Origin of the sequence: Paraburkholderia sp. BR14320, assembly GCF_040948665.1 — a bacterium.
GTDB lineage: Bacteria > Pseudomonadota > Gammaproteobacteria > Burkholderiales > Burkholderiaceae > Paraburkholderia > Paraburkholderia youngii.
In genome coordinates, this window is sequence record NZ_JBFPKG010000298.1 from 1 (window position 1) to 342 (window position 342).

Annotated in this window: 1 protein-coding gene; it reads right to left on the minus strand. The window is 63.7% G+C overall.

Features of this window, described 5'->3' with window-relative positions; translation table 11 throughout:
• Nucleotides 1–290 (minus strand): transposase (locus AB3X89_RS40385; protein ID WP_368588082.1); only part of this gene is annotated, 290 nt, incomplete at its 3' end.
• Nucleotides 291–342 lie beyond the last annotated feature (52 nt).

Consider the following 342-nt stretch of genomic DNA (forward strand, 5'->3'; position numbering starts at 1 on the left):
GGAATCACCGGCAGCACACCACAGGTTGACCATGCCTCGGTCTGCGCAATACTGTAGTACGCGCCGTCGGCGATCACGCAGTCGACGTTCGCCTCGACTGCCAGCACCGCATTCAGACCCGCCTCGTCGGAGACGTTGTCCCCGGTGATCGCGATCTGGTGGACATTCATCTGCGGGTCGATCGACAGGTGCATCTTGCGCCACGGCGTCTGGCCCGCGTCGCAGCCGTACTTCTGGCGATGCCATTCGCTGGCCCGGCCAAACTTCATCCCGCTGCTGTCGACGATCAAACTGATCGCCTCGCCTCTGGACAGGCAATCGGCGACGCGCTGGCAGCGCTGT